Origin of the sequence: Dorea phocaeensis, from assembly GCF_900240315.1 — a bacterium.
In the GTDB taxonomy this organism is placed as follows: Bacteria; Bacillota; Clostridia; order Lachnospirales; family Lachnospiraceae; genus Dorea_B; species Dorea_B phocaeensis.
Map to the genome: position 1 here is coordinate 588,523 of NZ_OEPZ01000001.1, position 23,685 is coordinate 612,207.

The following is a 23,685-nucleotide window of genomic DNA, read 5'->3' on the forward strand; positions in this document are numbered from 1 at the left end:
TTTCATTAATTGTAACAGTTTTGCTTGAAAAAATCAATCTTTCATGCAATAATAGAGCATAATCTATTTTTTAGGAATGATTGCATACTATTTTTAGAGGAGGTTTTGTAATATGCAAAAACGAAGTAACTTTTCCAGTAAACTGGGATTCGTACTGGCTGCTTCCGGTTCCGCTGTAGGTCTTGGAAATATCTGGCGTTTCCCTTATCTTGCTGCCCAATACGGCGGTGGTTCTTTTCTTCTGATCTATTTGATTTTGGCAGTCACCTTTGGTTTCACACTCATGGTTGCCGAGATCGCAATCGGAAGAAAGACCGGCTTAAGTGCCATCGGCGCTTTTAAGGTTCTCGACAAACGATTCAGTTTCCTCGGCGTATTGGCTGCACTGGTTCCGATTATCATCTTCCCTTATTATTCTGTAATCGGCGGATGGGTAATTAAATACTTCGCAGTATTTTTAACTGGCGGCGTACATACTGCAGCAGAAGATACTTATTTTAATAGTTTTATCAGCGGAACTTTTGAACCCCTTGGATGGTTCTTCCTGTTTATCGCTCTGACTGCTATTATCGTACTGTGCGGAGTAGAAAAAGGAATTGAAAAAGTCAGCAAGGTGATGATGCCGATTCTGGTTCTTTTAACCATATTTATTGCGGTATACGGATTGACACTTGATGGAGCAATGGAAGGATTCGTTTACTACATCAAGCCACATATGTCTGACATCTCTGTAAAGACAGTTCTTGCAGCGATGGGTCAGCTCTTCTACTCCATGTCCCTTGCAATGGGTATTATGGTAACCTATGGTTCTTATATGAAGAAAGAGAACAACCTGGAAAGTTCTGTCAGACAGATTGAAGTATTCGATACCGGTATCGCCTTTTTGGCAGGACTGATGATCATCCCGGCCGTATTCGTATTCTCCGGCGGTGACCGTTCCATGTTAAGTTCTGGTCCTGGACTGATGTTCATGACACTTCCAAAAGTATTTGACAGCATGAAACTCGGCGGATTTATCGGATGCCTGTTCTTCCTGATGGTATTCTTCGCAGCACTTACTTCTGCGATCTCCCTGATGGAAACTATCGTATCCATCTTCCGTGACAAATTCCACTGGAGCAGAAAAGGCGCTTGTCTGTTCGTAACAGCTCTTGCACTGGTAATGGGTATTCCATCCTCTCTCGGATTTGGACCTCTTAGCTTCATCAGCTGGATGGGACTGACAATTCTGGATATTATGGACTTTTTAAGCAACAGTATACTGATGCCAATCGTAGCATTCTTTACCTGTATCTTTGTAGGATTTATTATTAAACCAAAGGCAATCGCAGACGAAGTCAAAGAAACCAACGGTAAATTCAAAGGCGAAAAGCTTTTCACTGTTATGATCAAATGGGTTGCTCCAATTTTCCTGATTCTGATTCTGGTAAGTTCTGTAGCCAATACATTTGGAATCATCAAATTATAATTTTAAAATGAATCCATAATAAAAACACCGGATTTGATATTCTTACAAATCCGGTGTTTTCTTACCTTTTATTCTACAATCCAGCTTTCTATTTCTTCTGCACCTGCGTAAGTTTCCAGATACCGTTTCCCGTATTCTAATGCCTTTTCCAGATCGTCATTGTCCGAAAAGGAATAGATTAGCGTCAGAACCTCGGCGGCTGATTCTGTAATCATCGCACGCTCCGAATCACTGGTAGAGCTTCCAATGGCTCCTTTTTCATCCGCCAGAACCGGAAGACAGTCGATTTTGATCTCTTCTTTTCCAATTCCTTTGTAAGTCTCTCCTTCTCGCCCTACACGAAACACTAAGTCTTCTTCGATATTCGCAGTATCATAAGAACCCACTGAGAAGCCTGATTCAATCGAGATCAGGTTGTTCACATCCACCACTGTATTGACCTCATACAGACCTTTGCCCTGTCCAATTCGGCGAATCAACGCTTCTGAGGATACGCGGTAACGGCTAGGATCCTTGCCAAAAGCCTTATATGCAAGTCTTGACTCTTTAATATTGGGAATATCATTTACCCCATAATCAAAGATTGCATCCTTCGTTTTTTTGAAAATATCCTTCTTCAGATACTTCCACATTTCTTCATTTTTCTTTTCTACCTTTACCCGATACTGAAAACACCCAACCCTTGTCGCCGGCCAGAGTTCTTTCATTTTGGCATCAATCGTCAGATTCTTCTTCATTTTTGTTTCCTCCGACTCTGTTAACGCTTATTTCCCATACAGAATACCGCTACCACTCCCGGTCCTGTATGACTTCCAATTACCGTTCCTATATTATTAATCAGAATATTCTCAATTCCCATCTTCGCGCGAACCAGTTCTGCAACATACTGGGCATCTTCCAGACAGTCTCCATGGGTAATCATTACAATGTCCTGTTCCCATCCTTTGCTTTGTTCAACTGCTTTATCCACAATCTTATTCAGAGAGCGCTTCCGTCCTCTTTCTTTTCCAACTACCTGAAGCGAACCATCGTCAGCCACATGAATCATCGGCTTAATCTGTACCATTGTTCCAAGAACGGCTGCCGTCTTTGAAATCCGTCCGCCCCTCTGCAGATGATTCAAGTCATCTACGGTAACATTGTGACAGATATGAAGTTTATTTTCCTCCACCCACGCTTCCACTTCTTCGATGGTTTTTCCTTCCTGCTTAAGTTTCAGCACATAATAGAGAAGAAGTCCTTCTCCAAGGCACGCGCACAGCGTATCGATCACGATAATTTTCCGCTCTGGATATTCCTCTTTCAACTCTTCCGCCGCAATCCGCATACTATTGCAGGTGCCGCTAAGAGCAGAAGAAAATGCCAGATGGAGTACATCTTTTCCTTCTTTTAAAAACGGCTCCAATGCCTCCCTTGCTTCCTCCGGGTTGATCTGTGATGTCGTAGCCATCTTTCCGTCTCTTAGTTTCTGAAAAAATTCTTTGGATGACAGCCCCGCCATATCTTCACAGGTCTCGCCATCTATGGTATATTTCAAAGGAATGACCGGAACATTTCTCTCTGCAAGCCATTCTTTCGGAAGATCCACGGTACTATTCACTGTTACAACATAATCGCTCATGTATTTCCCTCCTCTGATGCTTAATTTTTCTTTTCCTCCATCATATCACTTTTGCCCATCTTAGGCAAAATTTTTTTCATTGTAAAGATAAACAATATCGATGTAACAACCACAGACGTTACATCCGCAATTGGCTCTGCACGATAAATTCCCATAACACCCATCCATTTCGGCAGAAGAATTGCCAGAGGGATTAACAAAATCACTTTCCGAAGAAGTGCAATCAGCACCGACACTTTTGCCTCTCCAAGCGCCAGAAAAGTAGACTGACACGCAGACTGAATACCAAAAATGGTAAGCCCCATAAAATAGACCGGCATCACCTGAGACGTCAGTTCCACCAATTCTCTCTTAGATGTAAAGATGGATGCATACACCTCCGGTGCCAGCACGGCAACTCCGGCAAGGACCAGCGTTGCTCCAAAACAGATTCCAATCAGACGGCTGAATGTGCCAATCACTCTCTTCTTATTCCCGGCTCCATAGTTATAGCTGATAATCGGCTGTACCCCTTGTGTAATTCCCTGTACCGGAATTACGATCATCTGCATAACACTGGTCATAATCGACATCGTTCCCACATAAAGGTCTCCGCCGTACTTTTGCAGTCCGGCATTCAATGTAATACTTACCAAACTCTCCGTGCTTTGCATAATAAACGGTGAAATTCCAAGGCTTGCGATATTGCGCACAATCTTTCCTTCTAAGCGCATATTGGATGTTTTCAGCCGGATCACACTCTTGCCCGAAACAAGGAAACGCACAACCCACACTGCGCTGACCGCCTGTGAAATCACTGTTGCAAGAGCCGCTCCCTTCACTCCCATATCCAGCGCAAAAATAAATACCGGATCCAGGCAGATATTGATCACTGCTCCAATAAGAACCGACAGCATCGCAGTCTTTGCAGCTCCCTGCCCGCTGATAAATGTATTCAGTCCCAAAGCAAGCTGTACAAAAATCGTTCCAAATAAGTAAATTGTAATATAATCTTCTGCATATCCAATTGTTGCATCACTGGCTCCAAAAGCATAGAGAACCGGCGTCTTAAAAATCAAAAATCCAATGGTAAGAACAATGGAAAAAAACACGATCATTCCCGCAGAATTTCCAAGGATTTTCTCGGCCTCCTGATAATCCTTTTTCCCCAGCTGAATGGATGCCAACGGTGCTCCACCCATTCCGGCAAATGCACTAAATGCAGCGATTAACATAATAATTGGAAATGTCACTCCTACTCCAGTTAATGCCACATCTCCATACCCCTTAATATGGCCAATATAAATTCGATCCACAATATTATACAGCAAGTTAATAAGCTGAGCTGCAACCGCCGGAAGCGCCAATGATACCATCAGTTTCCCAAGCGGTTCTGTTCCCAGTCGATTATCTTTTTTCTCCTGCATATTTTTCAAACCTCTTCCCTTCACAAATTATTTCACATTGTATGATTTTAACACTATCCTCTCATTCTGTAAAATAAAATTACTATGAAAGAGTCGGATAAATCCCAAAAAACACCTGTATAAGCATCCACAAATCCGGGCATTCTATTGCTGAAACAACTGATTGAATAAGCGGAGGAAATCATATGCCGGAACCAAAAATCATTACAGCATCCAGAGAAGCCAGCATGAACTATATGAACGAAACACTGCCGGTGAAAGAAAGCTTTGACATTATTCAGCGGGACATGCTGATCGGAGGCCGCATGGCGACCTTTTATTTTATAGATGGATTTACCAAAGACGAAGTCATGCTCAAAATCATGGATTCCATGTTCAAGGTAACAGAAGAAACCATGCCTGCAGATGCCACACAATTTGCACGCATGTGCATTCCATACGTAGAGGTAGACGTTCTTGGCGACTTTGACCAGGTATTAAAAAACGTCCTGTCCGGAGTCACCTGCCTGTTCATAGACGGCTATGAGTCCTGCATCGCCATCGATTGCCGCACATATCCTGCAAGAAGCGTGGAAGAACCAGACAAAGACAAGTCCTTACGCGGATCCAGGGATGGATTTGTGGAAACGATCGTATTTAATACGGCACTTCTTAGACGACGCATCCGGGATCCTCATCTGACCATGCAAATGCTGGAGGTAGGCGAAAGTTCCCGCACTGACGTCGCCATCTGCTATATGTCAGACCGGGTGGATCAGAAGCTTCTGCAGACCGTATCCGAACGGATCAAAAACATTCAAACCAATGATCTTCGTATGAACCAACAAACCCTGGCAGAATGCATGTTCAAACGCAAATGGTACAACCCATTCCCTAAATTCAAATTCACGGAACGACCGGACACTGCCGCCGCCTGCCTGTTTGAAGGGAAAGTGATTATCCTTGTAGACAACTCGCCGTCTGCAATGATTCTCCCTACTTCTGTACTGGATATCATTGAAGAAGCCAACGACTATTATTTTCCAACGCTCACCAGCGTATACCTGAAGTTTTCCCGCGTATTGATTAATCTGATGACCATATTTTTAACCCCTTTATTTCTGCTCTTTATGCAAAACTTAAACTGGCTTCCTAAAATTTTTGCCTTCGTAGCCGTCAAGGACACGGTTAATATTCCGCTGATTTTTCAGCTCCTGATGCTGGAAATCGCCATCGACGGTCTGCGCCTTGCAGCCTTAAATACCCCTAGTATGCTAAGCACTCCCCTAAGTGTCATCGCCGGCCTTGTGATGGGAGAATTCTCAGTGAAATCCGGTTGGTTCAACTCCGAAGTCATGCTTTATATGGCATTTGTCGCAGTGGCAAATTATACCCAGCCCAACTTCGAACTTGGTTACGCCTTGAAATTTATGCGGTTGCAGCTTCTGATTCTGACTGCGTTATTTAACTGGGCAGGCTTTGCTGCCGGATGTCTCGTTATCCTCTTAAGCTTCTGCTTTAACAAGACATTATCGGGACGAAACTATTTGAACATTAAACTAAACTAACGAAAGAGGAAGAACGCTTCGCTGGCTGTTCTTCCTCTTTCTATCTTTCATTCCCTTTTATTTTTTATCTTCTTTTACTGTTTTCTATTTGGTCGTACTTCCAAATCCGCCATTTCGAACTTCTGTTGCTTCATCATCTACCGTGATGCCATACTCCACAAAGATTCCCTGCATAAATCCGATTCCCTGCTTTAACTCCACCGTCTTTCCTTCATTGCTGTCGTTGGTAATCTTCGCAAAAATATGCCCTTCATTATCAGACATATAATAATCACTGTCAATAATTCCCACGGTATTATTCAACTGCAAACGATATTTAAATCCCAGTCCGCTTCTCGGATAGCACTTTAATACCCAGTCAGTCGCAATCTTAACACGGATTCCCGTTGGGATCTTCAGAGTCTCTCCCGGCATTAATTTCGCTGTAATCGGCATATAGAAATCATACCCCGCAGACCCTTTCGTTGCCCGCTTTGGAAGCTTAATCTCCTCATAAATTCCGCGAAGCACTTCCTCATCTATTGTTCCAAATGTATCCTCATACCCTTGCTGAAACTGCTCAAAACTTACTTTAAAAAACTGTGCAACTTTCTTTGCCATCCTTTGCTCTCCTTCTTTCTTTCTAATGTCTTCTAAGATTGTAGCCGATTTTGCAAAGTACTGCAAGCACATTCCTAATTTCCGCACTCAATACTAATCTCATTAAACAGACCCAAAATCTCTTCTACCGACGTTTTTTCCTTCTCTTGCCCCTTCTTATCCAGAATCACCCGTCCCTGGTGCATCATCAGCAGACGGTTCCCGTACTCTACCGCATACCGGAGATTATGAGTCACCATGATCGTCGTCAGGTTCTTTTCCTTTACCACTTCGCTGGTCAGCTCCATAATCCGATCCGCTGTCTTAGGATCCAGCGCTGCCGTATGTTCATCCAAAATCAGGAAATCGATGGGTGTCATCACCGCCATCAAAAGTGCCAGTCCCTGACGCTGTCCGCCGGACAGCGCTCCTACTTTTACCTCCAGCTTATCTTCCAGTCCCAGATTCAGCTTTCTTAATTCTTCCCGGTAAGCCTCCACTCTTGCCTTATTACTCCCTCTTCCCAAACCAAAGCGTTTTCCTTTGTTATCTGCCAACGATAGATTTTCCAATATCGTCATAGAGGGGCAGGTCCCCATTGCCGGATTCTGATAAACGCGTCCAATCTTTGCATTTCTCTGGTATTCCTTTTTTCTTGTGATATCACGCCCCTGCATCAGCACCTGACCTGATTCTAGCGGAATGCTTCCGCAGATGATATTCAGCATCGATGTTTTCCCTGAACCGTTGCTTCCAACCACCGACACGAACTCTCCTTGTTCAACCTTCAGATCAAATTGATCAAACAGGCACATTTCATTTATGGTCCCTGGGTTATAGTATTTACAAATTTTTTTCAACTCAAGCATGCTTCTTCGCCCCTCCTTTTCTCTCCATACTGAAAATCAAAATAATCAGGAACAGAACGGCCGTAATCAGCTTCATTGCATTCGGTTCAAAGTTTTTAAGAGCAATTGCCACACACGCCTTATAAATAATCGAACCGATTAAAACTGCCGTTGTTGCCTTGAATACCGTCATCTTCCGAAACAAACTCGTTCCGATAATCACACTGGCAAGACCAATTACAATTGCTCCGGTTCCCATGGATATCTCAAAGACCCTTTCTTCCTGCGCAAATATACTTCCTGCCATTGCAACCAGTCCATTAGCAAGGGAAAGTCCCAGTATCTTCACATTCCCCTGATCCTTTGCAAGCGCTGTCACCAATGCCTCATTATCGCCCACTGCCCGCAGCAGATACCCGGATTTTGTCTTTAAATAAAGGTCTAGAAGCACTTTGCAGATCATCACCAGTACCAGAATCAGAATCAGCGTTGAATAAGGACGCAGACTCTTTGGAACCATTCCATCCATCAGTTTATTTTTGAAAATCGTCTTCTGTGAAAAGAGTGGTACATTGGAAGTCCCCGCGATATAAAGATTCACAGACCACAGAGCCGTCATCATAATAATCCCTGAAAGCAGATCTCTGACTTTCCCCTTTACATGAATAAGACCGGTACAGATTCCCGCCAACGCTCCTGATGCAAAGGATACCAGAAGCGTCAGATAAGGGTTCATTCCCCTGGTAATGAGCGCCGCTGTAACAGCCGCGCCCAATGGAAAGCTTCCATCCACCGTAAGATCCGGGAAATCCAACACCTTATACGTAATATATACTCCCAGTGCAAGGATTCCGTAAATCAGTCCCTGCTCAATAATCGTCACCATAAAATTCATAACTCTGTCTCCTTATTCTGCGGAAATCTCATGAAAACTTTCTACTGCATTTTTTGCCAGTTCTTCCGGTACTTCTACTCCCAAGTTTTCTGCTACCTTGGTATTGACATAGAATCCCGGCTCCGTGATAATCTCATATTTCATTTCGGATGCTTTCTTTTCTCCCTTTAATACTTTTGCTGCCATTTTCCCAGTCTGTTCACCAAGAGAAATGTAATCGATTCCTTCTGCTGCAAGACATCCAAGTTTGACCTGCTCAATCTCACTTCCAAATACCGGGATCTTCTTCTCCCCAGCCTTCTCCAAAATTGTAGCCAGTGAAGAAACCACCGTATTGTCTGTCAGATTCGTAATACAGTCCACTTCACCAAGAAGCTCATCTGTCGCCAACGGAATATCTGCAGTTGCCGTAATTCCTTTCTCTACAATCGCAAACTCATAGTCTCCCGCCAGTTTCTTATATTCTTCAATTGCAGATACAGAGTTTGCCTCGCTTGTCGTATACATAATTCCAATCTTCTTTGCATTTGGAAGGAGATTTCTGATCATCTCAAGCTGTGCTTTGATTGGAAGCTTATCAGAAGTTCCTGTCACTTCCCCAACCGCATTGCCATCCGCGTCTGCCAATTCCGCTTCTACCGGATCTGTAACTGCGGTGTAAATCACGGGGATCTCCGCATCCATTGCTACATTATATGCACTCTGCGCCGCTGGGGTTGCAATCGCACAAATCATATCTACTCCATCAGATACAAAGCTGTCGGAAATCTGTCCTGCCGTTCCCATATCTGCCGCCGCATTCTTGTAGTCTATCGTCAGATTCTCACCTTCTACAATCCCTTCACTTTCTAACCCTTTTAAAACCCCTTCCCGGCAGTTATCTAAAGAACCATGTTCTGCAAACTGCTCAATTCCAATGGTATAACTTTCTTTTCCGCTTTCCTTCTTGTCTCCAGATGATCCTGCACATCCTGTTAACATCATTGTCATCATTGCTGCTGTTAATAATCCTGCTGTTACTCTTCTTTTCATAGCTCCATTCTCCTTTTTTCATGCTGATTCTTACGCAAATGCGCTGTTTCACTTTGTTAGGAGAGAAAGTTGCCGCCATGTCCCGGAAACTAAAAAACCGCCCCAAACCTTACGGTTTGAGACGGTAATAATATACTTATTATCGCGGTACCACTCAAATTGACGAATCGTCCACTTTCTCATGTACTAACATACACTCCTGATTGATAACGGGTTCGGTTCCCGACAAGTCCTACTGTTCCTGAATTGAAATTTCAGACTGCCCTCGAAAGGCCATTCGCTCATCTGCTTCATACAGCAATCTCACCATCTGCTGTTCTCTTTGATGCCGCCTGATAAGTTACTCTTCTTTCTCAACGGTTTTGCTCTTTATATTTATCACTTTAATCCATTAAAATCGATTTGTCAATCCCTTTTTTTATTTTTATTCATCCAAAACCGGTACCGGCTCCTCATCCCATGCATCCAGATTGTTGATGTACTTCTTCGTCTCTTTTGCAATTACATTTGACAACAGAAGCACCGCAATCAAGTTCGGAATCGCCATCAACGCATTCAGAATATCTGCCAATGCCCATACAACATCAAGTGCTACAATTGGTGCGATTGCTGCAACTGCAACATAGAGAATACGATATGGCACCAGTCCCTTTTTCCCTGCAAAATACTCAACCGCACGCTCTCCGTAATATGCCCATCCAAGAATCGTAGAGTAGGCAAAACAGATAATTCCAAGCGTCAGAATAATCGGTCCAAGAACTGGAATCTGTCCAAATGCCAATGTCGTAAGAATACCACCATCTTCGATCTGATCCGCATTAATCGCCGGATTCTTCATAATCGTGGAAACCAAAACCAAACCTGTCAATGCACATACCACTACCGTGTCCCAAACAGTTCCTGTAGAAGATACCAATGCCTGACGAACCGGATTTCTTGTCTGTGCTGCCGCTGCTGCGATTGGCGCAGAACCCATACCAGATTCATTGGAGAATAATCCTCTCGCAATACCATACTGCATTGCCAGACGAATACCGCTTCCTACCAGACCGCCTGCTGCTGCGCCCGGTGTAAAGGCAAGCTTAAAAATAGTGGACAATGCCGGAATAATATAATCATAGTTGATTCCCAGAATGATAATACATCCAAGTACATAGAAAATCGCCATAAACGGAACTAACTTTTCACAAACTTTTGCAATAGACTTAATTCCGCCAAAGATTACGATTGCCGTTAATACTGCCACTGCGATACCAACCGCCGCCTTTGGAATACCAACGTTCTCCTGAACGATATTAGCAATTGCATTTACCTGTGTTGCACATCCGATACCAAAAGAGGCAAATGCTGCAAAGATTGCGAAGATAAGTCCCAAGGCTTTTCCCAGACCTTTCCACTTCAGTCCCCTGGAAAGTGCGTACATCGCGCCGCCCTGCATACGCCCGTCTTTTGTCTTTACCCGGTACTTAACTGCAATCAATGACTCAGAATACTTGGTTGCAATTCCAAATACACCAGACAGCCAACACCACAGAACTGCTCCCGGACCTCCAAGTGCAATTGCCGTACCAACACCGACAATATTACCAGTTCCGATCGTTGCTGCCAAAGCGGTTGTCAATGCACCAAAGTTGGATACTTCACCTTCTGCTTCCGGATCTTTCGTAACGGACAATTTAATTCCTTTACTGAAAGTCTTTCTCTGAATGAATCCGGTTCGAATCGTCATAAAGATATGCGTTCCGAACAACAAGATGATCAGCCACCACCCCCAAATAATGCCGTCCACTTTGTAAATCCAATCTGCAATCTGTCCAAACATACTATGCCCCCTTTTCCTTTAAGTTTTGTTGTGCACCTTCCACTCACGAAATTAATTGTTAATTCATTCTACCTTAATACTTTTAAAATAGCAATAATAGTTACAGAAATGACATTCTTTTTGTTTATTTCTACTTATTTGATAGAATATTTGCATTTTATTTTGTGTTAATTATATAACAATCATATTTTATATATATTCTCTGATTATTCACACTATTCTGGAGGTATCACCGATATCCGAACAAGCTTATTGGCCGATTTTAACAGATTCTCCCGGTAAGTTAAATTCTTATAACGGTGAATCTGTTTTACCGTAACTCCCATCTGTCCTGCTGTCTCTTCCTCATTAGCACCATAAGCAAACAGTGTTACTCCGCAGGTATTACGGATACTCTGCGCACTATAACAGGGAATTCCTGCCTGCATCTCATATTTTTTCAACATCCTGCTGATATACATCAAATTCAACACATCTCCGCGCCGGTTACGGAACAGATACCCCTGTGGCTGACACACCTCCAAATAATGAAGCAGAACCTTTGCTGCATCTTCCGGAACATAACTTGGCGCCTTTCGCCCCGGTACCGCTAGATACATTCCATTATCATAAAGCAGAATATTTTTCACCTTCATTTCTGTAATCTCCCTTGACGTAAGTCCTGCCCGATACAAAAGTGTAATAATTGTATAGGATGCTTCATCCTCCCTGGCCGCCGCTAAAAGTCTGTCGATATCCGCAATCGGAACCGACCTCGCATAACGTTCCTGCTTTGCCAGATAAGGAAGATATCCTGCGTAAACATCCGAATAACTTTTCGGAATCTGATACTTTTCCCGATGCTCGCACAAATAGGCCGCAAAGGAATGATATTCTTTAAATTTCTTTGCCATTGTAGCGGGACTGATTCGCCCAGCCTTCGTCCTCTCCTTCAATTCTTCATAAAAGGCCTTTACCTCTTTTGCCGTAATCTCCTGAAAATCTTTCCGACAATAAGCCATCAATTCTTCAATATCTGCAAGATAAGACCCCTTCGTCGTTTCGCTTTTAAAATGTGCAATATAGTCCGGCCAGATTTGATTTTTCAGTTTTTTCGATGCATAACTGCTTTTCATAAGACGGTCCCTCCCTCCTTGTCTGCTTTTTCCGCGAAGCGGATTCCCTAGGAATGTTAGAAGTATTCCTCATACTATAACATGTTTTGTGTAAAAGAAAAGACTTTTACAAGCCTTTTCCCAATAAATATTTTGCCTGTTCCAGATCTTTTTGGTGTACAAACACTTCATATTCATACATCAGCTCCATGGACTGACCAAAGCTTCCCGTCCGTCCGCGAACGGTACCTTCCCGTCCTGCCCAGCTTCCCGCCTGATTCTTTACTTTGTAGGTATAGTCAATATGGTTCTGCGCCAGGCATTCCCGCACCTGTGCACACTTCTGCATATCAAAACCGATATATACACTCCTGCGGTTCCAAACTGCGATCATATTTTCCTCCCCTCCGTCTCTACGAAAGAAGTCTTAAAAATTCGGTGTTCCTTCCAAATCATACGGTGTTACCTGGTATACATAATAATTCAGCCAGTTGGTGTACAGATTATTCGCTGTCGCTCTCCACGTCAGAAGCGGCTTCTTGGTTGGATCATCGTTTTCATAATAATTCTTCGGCACCTCAATCTCCAGACCTTTACCAAGATCTCTTTTATATTCTCCATCTAACGTAATCCGGTCATACTCAGGGTGTCCCATTACAAAAATCTTGCGCCCCTCTTCTGCCATCGCAAGAAACAGACCTGCTTCCTGTGACTCTGCAAGAACCGTCAACCTTTCCTCTGCACGGATCTGATCCATCGGAATCTCCGTATGTCTGGAATGCGGCGCCATAAATACATCGTCAAATCCTCTAACCAAAGGAATTCTTCGATTCATCACCCGATGTTCAAAGATTCCGAACATTTTATGATCCAGCTGCACTTTATTAATTCCATAATGATAATAAATGCCCGCCTGCGCTCCCCAGCACAAATGCAGGGTAGATGTCACATGGCTTTTCGTCCACTCCATAATTTCTGTCAGTTCTTCCCAGTAATCTACCTCTTCAAACGGCATCTGCTCTACCGGTGCTCCAGTAATAATAAATCCATCAAATTTCTGATTCTTAATCTCTGAAAACTTCTGATAAAACTTATTCAGATGGCTGGTCGGCGTATTCTTAGACTGGTGACTTGACACCGTCACAAAAGAGACGTCCACCTGCAGCGGCGTATTGGATAAAGACCTGAGAATCTGAAGCTCCGTGTCTTCTTTTAATGGCATCAAATTTAAGAGACCTATTTTGATAGGTCGGATATCCTGATGCGTTGCGCGGTGTTCATCCATTACGAATATATTTTCTTTCTCTAAAATCTCCTTTACCGGAAGATCATTCTGTACACGAATTGGCATATGTTATTTCCCTCCTTGCTCCATTTCCTGTTCCTTTACATGGCGGTATTTTCCATTGCTGTCCACATAACTTAGGGCATCATAATTCTGCGAATCTACCGGTAGCTTCTTCTTTTCCAATCGATTGTTCATCAACATTTCCACAATATAATACAAAACTGCAAACGTCGGGACACCCATAATCATTCCTGCAAATCCGAACAAGCCTCCTCCCAGCAAAATGGCAACAATTACCCAAAATGCAGACAAGCCTGTCGAGTTTCCAAGAATCTTCGGTCCCAAAATATTTCCATCAAACTGCTGCAAAAGTAGAATGAAAATCACAAAATAAATTCCCTTCAGCGGATCAGACAGCATAATCAGAACTGTACTTGGAATTGCACCGATATAAGGTCCGAAAAACGGAATAACATTTGTCACGCCAACGATTACACTGACCAGCATTACATACGGCATATCCAAAATACTAAGTCCAAAGAAGCAAAGAACTCCGATAATCGCAGAATCAATAAGCTTTCCGATGATAAACCCGCCAAAGATCTCATTACTCTTCGTCGTCAGATGCAGTACAAAATTCGCATGTCTTGGTGAAAACATCGCATAGATGCATTTTTTACACTGACTGGAAAACGTCTCCTTGCTGAACAGAATATAAACCGATACAATCACACCGATCAATGCATTGAAAATCTCATTCAGAAGATTGATCACACCCTCTGTCAGATTCGTCATCAATGCATTGGTTCTGGCCAGAAGGTCAGTACGCAGCCATTCCTGCAGCATATTCGTGCCCTCTTCTAACGCTGTCTTCATCAATTTTCCCGTCGTGGAATCGTCAATCTCAATTCCGTTTAGACTCTGAATCAAGTCATTTAACTGTCCCGGAAGGGTAAAAATCATGTTGCGGATACTGGAATATAATTCCGGAATCAGCAGGTTGAACAGCGTAACAATCAATACCGTCATCAAAATCAGTGAAGCCAGAATCCCGATTCCCCTCGTCAGCTTCAACGCTTGTTCCGGCTTTTTCATATGCTTTTCCAACTGCGGCCGCAAATATGTATCAATCTTTTTCACCAGCGGATTCAGAAGATACGCGATCACACATCCATACACCACCGGTTTTAACACATTAAAAACCTTGTTCAGCACTCCTGAAATATCCGTCATCCTAAGCAATGCAAAGTAGAACAGCAGACTGGCTGCAACAACCAGAAAAAATGTCATTCCTCTGCTGAACTGCTGTCTAAGCTTAGATGGTCCTCCCATTCCAAGCTTCGGTCTGCTGGCATAATATGCGCGCTCTTTCTCCGCTTCTGTCTGTGATTTTATTTCTTCTTTTTTTTCTTCCTGATTCATGCAATACACCCTCGTTTTCTACATATAGAACAATTATAACCTTCCGGCATATATGCGTCAAGACGCAACGAAATGGACGACACGAAAAAAGGAGAGACTTTTCAAATCGTCTCTCCTTGTCCTTTAAGATCCACACGAAAAGGTTGCACACTCTGTCTGCTCACATTTGCAGGCGCTGCTTCCCTCTACGCTGATTTTTCCGGCATGACAGTTACAGTCTTTATTGTACATACATTCCACCGCTTTGCAGTCGATCTCACTCTTCGGAGACGCTTCACCGGTTACATTGCTGTAGGAATCGGCAGTACGTTCCTCGAAGCTGTCACAGCAAGTCTCACCGGAACGCTTTGCACCACTTCCTCCCACTACAATCTGATCTAAATCACAATAAAAGTTTTTGTTGTGTGTACAAGTCTGTACCGTACATTTTAATTCTGGCATAATAATCCCTCCTGTTACAATGATCAGTAATTATTATGCCCACTTTTTTCTGTCTTACCCGTAAAATTTAATCTTCTTTGGTCACTTCTCTCTGCGTCTTTGTATCAATTTCTTCCCGAATCGCACTGATAAAATCAGCAATGCTCTTCTGTCCTTCATCTCCTGCAAAACGGCTTCTGACAGATACCAGAGAACTTTCTTCCTCTTTTGCTCCTACTACCAGCATATATGGAATCTTCTGCATCTGAGCTTCACGAATCTTATATCCGATTTTTTCTGCTCTCTCATCAATTTCTGCACGAATTCCTACTGCTTCCAACTCTTTCAAGACCTTCTGTCCGTATTCCAAGTGTTTCTCAGAGATTGGAAGTACCTTCACCTGTACCGGTGCAAGCCATGTTGGGAACGCACCTGCAAAATGTTCAATCAAAATACCGATAAAACGTTCAATGGAACCAAATGCCACACGGTGAATCATAATCGGGCGATGTTTTTCTCCGTCTGCTCCTGTGTATTCCAGCTCAAATCTCTGCGGCATCTGCATATCCAGCTGAATCGTTCCACACTGCCAGGTTCTTCCGATAGAGTCTTCCAGATGGAAGTCAATCTTCGGTCCATAGAATGCGCCGTCTCCTTCATTTACCACATAATCAAGTCCTAAGTCCTCCAGCGCTCCACGAAGTCCTTCGGTTGCAAGTTTCCAATCTTCATCGCTTCCCATGCTGTCTTCCGGACGTGTAGAAAGTTCAACATGATACTTAAATCCAAATAGACTGTAAACCTCATCAATCAGACGGGCAACTCCCTTGATCTCCTCACGAATCTGATCTGGCATCATAAAGATATGTGCATCATCCTGCGTAAAGCAGCGAACACGGAACAATCCATGCAGTGCTCCTGATTTCTCATGTCTGTGTACCAGACCCAGTTCTCCTGCACGAAGCGGCAGATCTTTATAGGAACGTGGTTCTGATTTATATACCAGCATTCCGCCTGGGCAGTTCATCGGTTTTACTGCGAAATCTTCTTCATCAATTACCGTTGTATACATATTGTCTTTGTAGTGATCCCAATGTCCGGAATTCTCCCACAAGTGTCTGCTTAAGATGATCGGTGTGGAAATCTCCACATAACCGTTTCTCTTATGGAGGTCTCTCCAGTAATCGAGCAGCGTATTCTTAAGCACCATTCCCTTTGGCAGGAAGAATGGGAAGCCTGGTCCCTCATCGCACATCATAAATAAGCCAAGCTCTTTTCCTAACTTTCTGTGGTCACGCTTCTTCGCCTCTTCCAGCCTGTGCAGATACTCTTCCAGCTCCGCTTTCTTTGGATAAGAGATTCCATAGATTCTGGTCAGCATCTTATTCTTCTCATCGCCGCGCCAATAAGCACCTGCAAGGCTTGTCAATTTCACAGCCTTTACCGTCTTCGTAGACATCAGATGCGGTCCTGCACACAGGTCCGTAAACTCTCCCTGTTTATAGAAGCTGATCTCTTCTCCTTCCGGAAGATCCTCTACCAGTTCTACCTTATATGGTTCCTCATTCTCTTTGAAATATGCAATAGCTTCTTCTCTTGGCATCGTGAAACGTTCAATCGGAAGCGCTTCTTTTGCAATTTTCTTCATCTCAGCTTCAATTTTTTCCAGGTCTTCCGGCACAAATGGTGTCTCTCTATCTAAATCGTAATAGAAACCATTATCAATGGATGGTCCAATTGCCAGCTTTGTCTCCGGATACAGGCGCTTTACTGCCTGTGCCAGAATATGGGATGTCGTATGCCAGAACGCACCCTTTCCTTCTTCTGAATCAAAAGTCAGAAGTTCCAGTTCACAGTCTTTCGTAACTTCTGTTCTCAGATCAACAATCTCCCCATCCACTTTCGCAGCTGTTGCCACTCTTGCAAGGCCTTCACTGATATCCTTTGCGATATCCAGCACGGACATGCTCTGCGCATATTCTTTGACAGATCCGTCTTTTAATGTAATTTTCATACGTCATTTCCTCTCTTTTACTTTTGTTTTATTTTCATGGTCTTATCGACCTTTTTGAACCGTTTTAAACTGTTCTCTCACTGCAGCCGTCCGGGTGAAGCCGGGACCAGCCGCTCTGCGGAATTGTGCCGATTCTGTACATATCTTCCTCGGAAATTTCAAAATCAAACACATCCTGATTCTGTTTCATCCTCTCATATGCAGAAGATTTTGGAAGCGGTACGATGCCTCTTTGCAGCGCATAGCGAATACAGATCTGCGCCACTGACACGTGATATTTTTCTGAAAGCTTCAAAAGAACCGGATGGTCTAAAAGAGCGCTCCGACCGATCGGACTCCATGCCTGCACCAGAATGTCCCGCTCTTTGCAATACTGCACCGTCAATTCCTGGGTATACCCCGGATGAAATTCAATCTGATTCACCATCGGTTTGATCTTGCTATGCTTCATCAGATTCTCCAGATGATAAGGAAGAAAATTGCTGACTCCGATTGCCCTTACGCGCCCCTCCTCGTACAGCTCTTCCAACCCTCTCCAAGTCTCAAGATCCAGTTTTTCCCAATCCTCATATCCATCTTCCGGAAGAGGCCAGTGAATCAGGTAGAGATCCAAATAATCCGTCTGAAGTCTTTTTAGCGATTCTTCAAATGCCTGTCTGACCTTCTCATATCCCATCTCCGTCTTCCACGCTTTGGAAGTCAGGAACAAATCCTCTCTTTTTACTTTGGACTCCTGAATCGCTTCTGCCAAATACTCCTCGGTTCCATAAAAGGACGCTGTATCAAAATACCGATACCCGGCATCCAGCGCTGTTTTTATCACTTCCGCGCTCTTCCCGTCCGCCGCTTTATAGGTCCCGAATCCAATACAGGGATTCTTCACCCCGTTTCTAAGTTCATATCCGTCATACATATTGTTCATACTGCAGTCTCCTATAAATAAAAAGCCCCCTACAGCTATAGCTGTAAGGGACGAGTTCACATTTCTCGCGGTTCCACCCTGCTTGAACCGGCACACATGCCGGAACCACTTCATTTTACGATGGTAACGGAATCACCGGACTGGTTCACAGTCACTCAGAGGTGGTCTTCAGTTGGTTTCCGATTAAGAAGCTCGCAGCCCATGGCTTCCCTCTCTGCAAATCTTTCTCCAGCCTACTCTTCTCTTCAACGTGTTGCAATATATGTTACTATTATATCACGGAAGATCACTTTGTCAACCACATCTTCCAGATGGCAAAACATTCCCGCACCATGTAATTCACGAACAATACCGGATTACATCCTGCTGCAATCGGGCATACATTGGAATAACCTGCCGCCTTCGCATACTGAAGCGCTCGATACAAATGGAAATTATTGGACACAATCCCTACCGGGCATCCACTCTCCTTTATAAGCGCCGCTGAAAACAACAGATTTTCCTTCGTCGTTCTTGACTGATCTTCCTGGGAAATGCGCTCTTTTGCAATCCCGTTTTCCATTAAATAGGACGCCATTGCTTCCGCTTCTGAAAGATCCTCTCCTTTGCCTCTGCCTCCGGACACAATCACCAAAGTCTCCTCATTTTGAACCAGATATTCTCTCGCCCGGTCAAGTCTGCGCTTCAGGGAATCGGTAATCCGTCTTCCCGAAACCTGAGCTCCCAGTACAATCAGATACCGACATGGTTCCTTTTCACCCCTGCGCATCCCACTGCCAATCAGAAGGCAGGTAAAAAGGACTGTCAGGACAAAAACGAGCAAAAGAATACCAAAAATCCCCGTGCATCCAAGTCTTTCTGCCACAAAGCTTCCTAACAGCAGAAAAATCCCTGCTGCCAGCCAAAAGCTCGAAAACGTAGAGTTCCACTTACGAAGCGTACCCGCAATCAAAAAATAGTACCCCAGACACAGAACTCCTGCCGCACAGAAAATTATCTGCCACAGCATTTCTTATATTTCTTTCCGGAACCGCACGGACACGGATCATTTCTTCCGATCTTCTTCTCCTTGCGAATCGTTGTAGACTCCTTCTGCTCCTTGTACAGTCTCTTTAATTCTTCTTCAGAATAAATCTCTTTCCACTGTGGAAGTTCATACAGCCAGTCTGCCTTTGCAGCAACCATATTCTTATACAGTTTCTCCTTGTCAAATGCAAGGCTTACAACCGTATCTTCTTCCATCGTCTCAATTGGATTTTCTTCCTTCAGACTTTCATTGATTCCATCCAAAAATCCAACCATAGTGAGAACTTCCTGTCCATATTTCTCAGCCAGTTCTTTTACAGTTCCCTTTACTTCCTCGTCCGGATTTGTCAAAAGCTTTTCATAAATTTCTTTTTCAATCTGAAAATAAGTTCCCCAGAATCTCTGAAGCTGCCCTCTGTCAGCAGTCTCATCATAAGCAATATCTCTCCACTGATCTAATAATGTACGACTCATATTCTTGTACTCCTTTGTATATTCATTTGCAATTTTTCATCGCTCTTTATATAATATACTAAAGTCTTGTATAGATGTAAAGGATGATTTGTGATGAAAAAATGGAAACGTATTATTGCCCTTGCGGGCGCAGTGCTTCTTGTAATCATGTATGGATGTACTCTCATCCTTGCATTAACCGACCAGTCAGAGACGATGGGGCTTTTTAAAGCATCTGTTGCCTGTACCATTATTATCCCGGTGCTTCTCTACGCCTATACACTGGTCTACCGTCTTATGCGTCACGATAAAGATGACGATGATACGACGTAATATTCATATGGAGTCAGACCGCTCTGCCTAGTGCGGTCTGGCTTTCTTACTTTTTTCCTTCTATTTAGGTATTCTTCCATAGAAATCACTTCCGGTTCCGGTACAACCCATTCTCTCTTATGCATATTCATACCTCCGTTTCCCTATTATTTATACTCTTCTTATCTTCTCCCCAAGGCCAATCCTGCACTCTATCATTATATGAGCACATTCTCTATTATATGCAGCGTTTGTGACCAGAATATGGCAGAAATCTAAAAGAAACATTAGGAATTCCTTAAGGCGCTTCTATGCAAAAAACAGGAAACCCCCGCATTTTGCGCAGTCTTCCTGTTCTTTTCTTTGGTACTATTCTTTATCGATAAATAATATCATCCCGTCCCGGTCCATTGGAAACCATGGTAATCGGATATCCGATTTCTTTTTCCACAAATTCAATATAATTTTTGCAGTTTTCCGGAAGTTCCTCATATGTTCTGATTCCTCGGATATCACACTTCCAGCCTGGCAGCGTTTTGTAAACCGGTACTGCCTTTTCAAGCAGATGCGTAGGCGGAAACTCTGTTGTTACCTCTCCCTGAATCTCATAGCCGACACATACCGGAATCTCATCCAGATATCCCAGCACATCCAGCACGGTAAATGCCACATCCGTCGTTCCCTGCATCCGGCATCCGTATTTGGAAGCCACGCAGTCAAACCAGCCCATTCTTCTTGGCCGTCCGGTTGTTGCTCCGAATTCTCCTCCATCTCCGCCGCGGCGTCTTAATTCATCCGCCTCGTCTCCAAAGATTTCACTAACGAACGCTCCCGCTCCTACTGCACTGGAGTAAGCCTTACACACCGTAATCACCTTCTTAATCTCATATGGCGGTACTCCTGCACCAATGGCTCCAAATGCTGCCAGTGTAGAAGAAGACGTTACCATAGGATAAATTCCGTGATCCGGATCTTTCAACGTCCCTAACTGTCCCTCCAGCAGAATCTCTTTTCCCTCTTTTATCGCTTGGTGAAGGTAAAGAGCCGTATCACACACATAAGGCTCTACCATTTTTTTATATTCCTGAAGTTCCTTATAGAGGTCTTCCGGATCAAGCTCCGGTTTCTGATATAAATGTTTCAAAAGCACATTCTTCTGCTCTGCCACACGAATCACCTTTTCTTTGAGCAGTTCATCATCGAACAGCTCACTGACCTGGAACCCAATCTTCGCATACTTGTCAGAATAAAACGGTGCAATTCCAGACTTGGTGGAACCAAAGGATTTTCCTCCCAGACGTTCCTCCTCATAGGCATCAAAATCTTTGTGATAAGACATCACGATCTGTGCGCGGTCAGATACCAGTATCTTCGGCATCGGCACCCCTCTGTCGATGATGGTCTGAATCTCGTGAAACAAAACCGGGATATCAAGTGCAACACCATTTCCGATCACACTGGTTGTGTGGTCATAAAATACTCCTGACGGCAGTGTATGCAGCGCAAACTTACCATAATCATTGATGATGGTATGACCTGCATTGGCTCCTCCTTGAAATCTTACAATAATATCCGCCTCTTTCGCGAGCATATCCGTAATCTTTCCTTTTCCTTCATCGCCCCAGTTTGCACCTACTACTGCTTTTACCATATTCATTCCTCCTGAATTATGAACCTGTATCTTCCTGTTATTCTGTGCAATTCCATAAAAATTACTTAAAAATTATACTATAATTCTTCTTTCGTGTAAAACGCAATTTTCCTCTTATTTCACAAGAAATTTCCCCTTATTTTCGTGCATTTCCCACAAAAACTATCGGTTTTTCTGTGCTTTACATCAGTGGCGCAATCAGACGGAGTACCTGTCCTGCAATCTTGGTAAAGGCGCTTCTTTTCTTCACTTCAATCAACGTCACCTTATGGCACTTGGCAAGTGTCTGCTGAAAATCCCGCTCAATTCGGTCGATCTCTGAGTTGTTATAAATAAATGTTCCACATTCAAAGTGCAGATATAAGCTTCGGTAATCCAAATTGATGGTTCCCACCGTAGCGGTATCATCATCCGCGACAAACACTTTCGCATGGACAAATCCCGGCGTGTATTCGTAAATCTGTACCCCACTTTCAATCAACTCCTTATAGTATGTCTTCGCCACTACAAATGCATACCATTTATCTGGAATATGAGGCATAATAATGATCACTTCAATCCCACTTTTTGCCGCTCTGGTAAGCGTCGTAATCATCTCATTATCAAGGATCAGATACGGCGTCATAATATGGACATATTTCTTGGCATGATTCAGAATGTGGAAATACACCTCTTCTCCCACATTTTCATTGTCAAAGGGACTGTCAGCATATGGAATCACGTATCCTAACTCCCTTTTAAGCCCCGGTGTCTTCGGCGTCAGATAACGCCTGTAATCTTCCTCTTTCCGTTCATCCACATTCCACATCTGCAGGAAAATCATTGTCAGACTCTGAACCGCATCTCCTTTAAGCATCACAGCAGTATCCTTCCAATGTCCAAAGCGTTCCTTCCGATTGATATATTCATCTCCCAGATTGATTCCTCCTGTAAATCCAACGCAGCCGTCGATGACGCAGATCTTCCGATGGTCGCGGTTATTCTGGGTCGTCGACAAGAATGGTTTCACCTTGTTCACCATCTTGCACTTAATTCCCCAGCGATTAATCTTATTCGGGTAATCATATGGAAGCATAGAAATGGCGCACATCCCATCATACATGAAACGAACCTCCACCCCTTCTTCTGCTTTATGCCGCAAAATATTCAGGATCGTTCCCCACATATAGCCTTCTTCTACAATAAAGTATTCCATAAAAATATACTTCTTTGCTTTTTTCAGTTCTTCCACCAGCGCTTTAAACTTATACTCTCCCAGTGGGAAATATTTCACTTCTGTATTCCGGTACGTCGGAAATCCAAGTCTCTGGGACAGATAGTAGGACAACTGTGCATTGGCGGATTTACTTGCCCAAAGCGCTTCTAACACTTTCGGCTCCTGCTGCAGATAAGGATCCGTCTCAATCCGAAGTTTTGCCAGGCGATGCTCCATATAGCTAGATCCAAACTGCATCTTCACGAACAGATAAAACAGTGTTCCAATAATCGGAAATGCCAGCACACACAGCATCCATGTCATCTTGAATGCCGGATTTCCTTCCGAATTAATAATATAGATCAATACCACAACCTCCAAAATTGTGGTAGCTCCATAAATATAGGTCATATATTCTTCCAGATAAAGAGGCATTCCAATAAAAACCGCCGCCTGCAATGCAATCAAAAGCAGAATAATCCCTGTTCGACTGAATACAATCCGAAATAAGCCTTTTTTGGCTGTACCTGACACTTCATTTTTAACCATAAAACGCATTTCCTCCCTCTTCTTTCTATTCAAACATATGCTACAGTGTAACACACTTTTTTCTTCATCTCAACTTGGCGCGTATTTTATTTTTATTTTATACCCAAAATCAGATGATATG

Annotated in this window: 23 protein-coding genes and 1 other annotated feature; of the genes, 3 read left to right on the forward strand and 20 right to left on the reverse strand. The window is 43.4% G+C overall.

The window, feature by feature from the left end:
- Positions 1 to 112 precede the first annotated feature (112 nt).
- Positions 113 to 1,468, forward strand: coding sequence for a sodium-dependent transporter (locus tag C0979_RS02790; protein ID WP_101694537.1), 1,356 nt, complete (start codon positions 113 to 115; stop codon positions 1,466 to 1,468).
- A gap of 68 nt (positions 1,469 to 1,536) precedes the next feature.
- Here the strand turns inward: C0979_RS02790 and C0979_RS02795 are convergent, their stop codons facing one another.
- The 3 genes from C0979_RS02795 to C0979_RS02805 are packed head-to-tail and all read right to left on the reverse strand — an operon-like array spanning position 1,537 to position 4,495.
- A complete protein-coding gene (locus C0979_RS02795; RefSeq protein ID WP_101694538.1) occupies positions 1,537 to 2,205 on the reverse strand; it encodes a B3/B4 domain-containing protein in 669 nt (222 codons plus the stop codon).
- Positions 2,206 to 2,225: 20 nt separating this feature from the next.
- Positions 2,226 to 3,089 (reverse strand): DegV family protein, encoded by an 864-nt coding sequence (locus tag C0979_RS02800; protein ID WP_101694539.1) that lies wholly within the window; start codon positions 3,087 to 3,089, stop codon positions 2,226 to 2,228.
- A gap of 20 nt (positions 3,090 to 3,109) precedes the next feature.
- Positions 3,110 to 4,495: an MATE family efflux transporter gene (locus C0979_RS02805; protein WP_101694540.1), complete on the reverse strand. Its 1,386-nt coding sequence runs from the start codon at positions 4,493 to 4,495 to the stop codon at positions 3,110 to 3,112.
- Positions 4,496 to 4,680: 185 nt separating this feature from the next.
- On the opposite strand from C0979_RS02805, the gene C0979_RS02810 reads away from it, so the two are divergent.
- Positions 4,681 to 6,042, forward strand: coding sequence for a spore germination protein (locus C0979_RS02810; protein ID WP_101694541.1), 1,362 nt, complete (start codon positions 4,681 to 4,683; stop codon positions 6,040 to 6,042).
- Positions 6,043 to 6,126: 84 nt separating this feature from the next.
- On the opposite strand, the gene C0979_RS02815 is transcribed toward C0979_RS02810, so the two are convergent.
- From C0979_RS02815 to C0979_RS02880, 14 genes are all read right to left on the reverse strand, one after another.
- Entirely contained in the window at positions 6,127 to 6,642 is a 516-nt protein-coding gene (locus C0979_RS02815; RefSeq protein WP_101694774.1) for a dCTP deaminase/dUTPase family protein, read from the reverse strand.
- 74 nt (positions 6,643 to 6,716) lie between these two features.
- Positions 6,717 to 7,490 carry an ABC transporter ATP-binding protein gene (locus C0979_RS02820; protein WP_101694542.1) on the reverse strand — a complete coding sequence of 258 codons (774 nt, stop codon included), beginning with the start codon at positions 7,488 to 7,490 and terminating at the stop codon, positions 6,717 to 6,719.
- On the reverse strand, positions 7,483 to 8,364 hold the full coding sequence (locus tag C0979_RS02825; protein ID WP_101694543.1) for an ABC transporter permease: 882 nt from the start codon (positions 8,362 to 8,364) through the stop codon (positions 7,483 to 7,485). The genes C0979_RS02820 and C0979_RS02825 overlap by 8 nt, the downstream gene beginning before the upstream one ends.
- 12 nt (positions 8,365 to 8,376) lie before the next feature.
- Entirely contained in the window at positions 8,377 to 9,396 is a 1,020-nt protein-coding gene (locus tag C0979_RS02830) for an ABC transporter substrate-binding protein (RefSeq protein WP_101694544.1), read from the reverse strand.
- A gap of 114 nt (positions 9,397 to 9,510) precedes the next feature.
- Positions 9,511 to 9,762: a binding site (T-box leader), on the reverse strand.
- 58 nt (positions 9,763 to 9,820) lie between these two features.
- On the reverse strand, positions 9,821 to 11,218 hold the full coding sequence (locus tag C0979_RS02835) for an alanine/glycine:cation symporter family protein (protein WP_101694545.1): 1,398 nt from the start codon (positions 11,216 to 11,218) through the stop codon (positions 9,821 to 9,823).
- 215 nt (positions 11,219 to 11,433) lie between these two features.
- Complete coding sequence (locus tag C0979_RS02840) at positions 11,434 to 12,333, reverse strand: tyrosine-type recombinase/integrase (protein ID WP_101694546.1); 900 nt, start codon at positions 12,331 to 12,333, stop codon at positions 11,434 to 11,436.
- A 106-nt stretch (positions 12,334 to 12,439) separates the two neighbouring features.
- The gene (locus C0979_RS02845; RefSeq protein ID WP_101694547.1) at positions 12,440 to 12,706 is read right to left on the reverse strand and encodes a hypothetical protein; all 267 of its coding nucleotides are present in this window, start codon (positions 12,704 to 12,706) and stop codon (positions 12,440 to 12,442) included.
- 33 nt (positions 12,707 to 12,739) lie between these two features.
- Positions 12,740 to 13,663: a homoserine O-acetyltransferase MetA gene (gene metA / locus C0979_RS02850; RefSeq protein WP_101694548.1), complete on the reverse strand. Its 924-nt coding sequence runs from the start codon at positions 13,661 to 13,663 to the stop codon at positions 12,740 to 12,742.
- 3 nt (positions 13,664 to 13,666) lie between these two features.
- A complete protein-coding gene (locus tag C0979_RS02855; RefSeq protein ID WP_101694549.1) occupies positions 13,667 to 15,022 on the reverse strand; it encodes an AI-2E family transporter in 1,356 nt (451 codons plus the stop codon).
- Positions 15,023 to 15,145: 123 nt separating this feature from the next.
- Positions 15,146 to 15,463 carry a DUF1540 domain-containing protein gene (locus C0979_RS02860; RefSeq protein WP_101694550.1) on the reverse strand — a complete coding sequence of 106 codons (318 nt, stop codon included), beginning with the start codon at positions 15,461 to 15,463 and terminating at the stop codon, positions 15,146 to 15,148.
- Positions 15,464 to 15,530: 67 nt separating this feature from the next.
- On the reverse strand, positions 15,531 to 17,456 hold the full coding sequence (thrS, locus tag C0979_RS02865) for a threonine--tRNA ligase (RefSeq protein WP_101694551.1): 1,926 nt from the start codon (positions 17,454 to 17,456) through the stop codon (positions 15,531 to 15,533).
- Between the two features lie 64 nt (positions 17,457 to 17,520).
- On the reverse strand, positions 17,521 to 18,378 hold the full coding sequence (locus C0979_RS02870) for an aldo/keto reductase (protein WP_101694552.1): 858 nt from the start codon (positions 18,376 to 18,378) through the stop codon (positions 17,521 to 17,523).
- 286 nt (positions 18,379 to 18,664) lie between these two features.
- On the reverse strand, positions 18,665 to 19,387 hold the full coding sequence (locus C0979_RS02875; RefSeq protein WP_101694553.1) for a YdcF family protein: 723 nt from the start codon (positions 19,385 to 19,387) through the stop codon (positions 18,665 to 18,667).
- Positions 19,372 to 19,878, reverse strand: a complete 507-nt coding sequence (locus C0979_RS02880) for an SEC-C metal-binding domain-containing protein (protein WP_101694554.1) — start codon at positions 19,876 to 19,878, stop codon at positions 19,372 to 19,374. Before C0979_RS02880 ends, C0979_RS02875 begins: the two co-directional genes overlap by 16 nt.
- Positions 19,879 to 19,971: 93 nt before the next feature.
- Between C0979_RS02880 and C0979_RS02885 the strand changes: the two genes are divergently transcribed.
- Complete coding sequence (locus C0979_RS02885) at positions 19,972 to 20,190, forward strand: hypothetical protein (RefSeq protein WP_101694555.1); 219 nt, start codon at positions 19,972 to 19,974, stop codon at positions 20,188 to 20,190.
- On the opposite strand, the gene C0979_RS11950 is transcribed toward C0979_RS02885, so the two are convergent.
- The 3 genes from C0979_RS11950 to cls form a co-directional block, all read right to left on the reverse strand.
- Complete coding sequence (locus C0979_RS11950) at positions 20,160 to 20,315, reverse strand: hypothetical protein (protein WP_200816236.1); 156 nt, start codon at positions 20,313 to 20,315, stop codon at positions 20,160 to 20,162. The genes C0979_RS02885 and C0979_RS11950 overlap by 31 nt on opposite strands.
- A 230-nt stretch (positions 20,316 to 20,545) precedes the next feature.
- Positions 20,546 to 21,820, reverse strand: a complete 1,275-nt coding sequence (locus tag C0979_RS02890; RefSeq protein ID WP_101694556.1) for an adenylosuccinate synthase — start codon at positions 21,818 to 21,820, stop codon at positions 20,546 to 20,548.
- Between the two features lie 181 nt (positions 21,821 to 22,001).
- Entirely contained in the window at positions 22,002 to 23,564 is a 1,563-nt protein-coding gene (gene cls / locus C0979_RS02895; protein WP_101694775.1) for a cardiolipin synthase, read from the reverse strand.
- Positions 23,565 to 23,685: the final 121 nt, after the last annotated feature.

Coding starts and splice junctions, on each gene's coding strand:
- C0979_RS02820 (WP_101694542.1), bottom strand. CDS start 7,490: ATGCTTGAGTTGAAAAAAATTTGTAAATACTATAACCCAGGGACCATA.
- thrS (WP_101694551.1), bottom strand. CDS start 17,456: ATGAAAATTACATTAAAAGACGGATCTGTCAAAGAATATGCGCAGAGC.
- C0979_RS02795 (WP_101694538.1), bottom strand. CDS start 2,205: ATGAAGAAGAATCTGACGATTGATGCCAAAATGAAAGAACTCTGGCCG.
- cls (WP_101694775.1), bottom strand. CDS start 23,564: ATGGTTAAAAATGAAGTGTCAGGTACAGCCAAAAAAGGCTTATTTCGG.
- C0979_RS02800 (WP_101694539.1), bottom strand. CDS start 3,089: ATGAGCGATTATGTTGTAACAGTGAATAGTACCGTGGATCTTCCGAAA.
- C0979_RS02825 (WP_101694543.1), bottom strand. CDS start 8,364: ATGAATTTTATGGTGACGATTATTGAGCAGGGACTGATTTACGGAATC.
- C0979_RS02810 (WP_101694541.1), top strand. CDS start 4,681: ATGCCGGAACCAAAAATCATTACAGCATCCAGAGAAGCCAGCATGAAC.
- C0979_RS02830 (WP_101694544.1), bottom strand. CDS start 9,396: ATGAAAAGAAGAGTAACAGCAGGATTATTAACAGCAGCAATGATGACA.
- C0979_RS02860 (WP_101694550.1), bottom strand. CDS start 15,463: ATGCCAGAATTAAAATGTACGGTACAGACTTGTACACACAACAAAAAC.
- C0979_RS02815 (WP_101694774.1), bottom strand. CDS start 6,642: ATGGCAAAGAAAGTTGCACAGTTTTTTAAAGTAAGTTTTGAGCAGTTT.
- C0979_RS02870 (WP_101694552.1), bottom strand. CDS start 18,378: ATGAACAATATGTATGACGGATATGAACTTAGAAACGGGGTGAAGAAT.
- C0979_RS02835 (WP_101694545.1), bottom strand. CDS start 11,218: ATGTTTGGACAGATTGCAGATTGGATTTACAAAGTGGACGGCATTATT.
- C0979_RS02845 (WP_101694547.1), bottom strand. CDS start 12,706: ATGATCGCAGTTTGGAACCGCAGGAGTGTATATATCGGTTTTGATATG.
- C0979_RS02840 (WP_101694546.1), bottom strand. CDS start 12,333: ATGAAAAGCAGTTATGCATCGAAAAAACTGAAAAATCAAATCTGGCCG.
- C0979_RS02855 (WP_101694549.1), bottom strand. CDS start 15,022: ATGAATCAGGAAGAAAAAAAAGAAGAAATAAAATCACAGACAGAAGCG.
- C0979_RS02805 (WP_101694540.1), bottom strand. CDS start 4,495: ATGCAGGAGAAAAAAGATAATCGACTGGGAACAGAACCGCTTGGGAAA.
- C0979_RS02890 (WP_101694556.1), bottom strand. CDS start 21,820: ATGGTAAAAGCAGTAGTAGGTGCAAACTGGGGCGATGAAGGAAAAGGA.
- C0979_RS02880 (WP_101694554.1), bottom strand. CDS start 19,878: ATGAGTCGTACATTATTAGATCAGTGGAGAGATATTGCTTATGATGAG.
- C0979_RS02885 (WP_101694555.1), top strand. CDS start 19,972: ATGAAAAAATGGAAACGTATTATTGCCCTTGCGGGCGCAGTGCTTCTT.
- metA (WP_101694548.1), bottom strand. CDS start 13,663: ATGCCAATTCGTGTACAGAATGATCTTCCGGTAAAGGAGATTTTAGAG.
- C0979_RS02875 (WP_101694553.1), bottom strand. CDS start 19,387: ATGCTGTGGCAGATAATTTTCTGTGCGGCAGGAGTTCTGTGTCTGGGG.
- C0979_RS02790 (WP_101694537.1), top strand. CDS start 113: ATGCAAAAACGAAGTAACTTTTCCAGTAAACTGGGATTCGTACTGGCT.
- C0979_RS11950 (WP_200816236.1), bottom strand. CDS start 20,315: ATGCATAAGAGAGAATGGGTTGTACCGGAACCGGAAGTGATTTCTATG.